This window comes from Mycobacterium simiae (assembly GCF_008370645.1).
GTDB lineage: Bacteria > Actinomycetota > Actinomycetes > Mycobacteriales > Mycobacteriaceae > Mycobacterium > Mycobacterium simiae_A.
The window spans coordinates 1-467 of sequence record NZ_VTZN01000522.1 but is presented as its reverse complement, the minus strand read 5'-3'; the positions used below and the strand labels follow the sequence as shown (position 1 = coordinate 467).

Below are 467 nucleotides of genomic sequence, written 5' to 3'. Positions count from 1 at the left end.
ACCGCGGCGCGGTGATCAAGCGCACCCCGAGTGGTGGCAAGCGAGAAACCCACATCAGCAGCGTCGAGGTGTGGGTGATTGCTTAGGTGTGTGGCTAGTCGCGCTGCTTGGGCGCGCAGGGCTGTTTGACTTTTCGCTGAGATCAGCCACGGTAGTGTGGCTCGACTGGCCGATGCTGTTACGGGCGCATCGCTGCCTGCTGTGGTGTGGTTGTCGGCGGTCTCGACTGCGGGCGCTTCTTCGACGATGAGGTGGGCGTTGGTGCCGGATATGCCGAATGAGGATATTCCGGCGCGGCGGGGTCGGTGGTTGGGTTGCCAGGGTTGGGCCTCGGTGAGCAGTCGGACCTGACCCGCACTCCAATCCACGTGTGGGGTGGGTGCATCAACATGCAAGGTAGGCGGCAACACACCATGGCGTAGGGCCTGGATCATTTTGATCACCCCGGCCACACCCGCGGCGGCCTG

The 467-nt window shown here is 63.8% G+C and carries 1 protein-coding gene; it reads right to left on the bottom strand.

Annotated features, from left to right (window positions below; all coding sequences use genetic code 11):
- On the bottom strand, positions 1-467 hold a 467-nt coding region (locus tag F0Q45_RS26710), incomplete at both ends, for a ketoacyl-synthetase C-terminal extension domain-containing protein (RefSeq protein ID WP_306439481.1).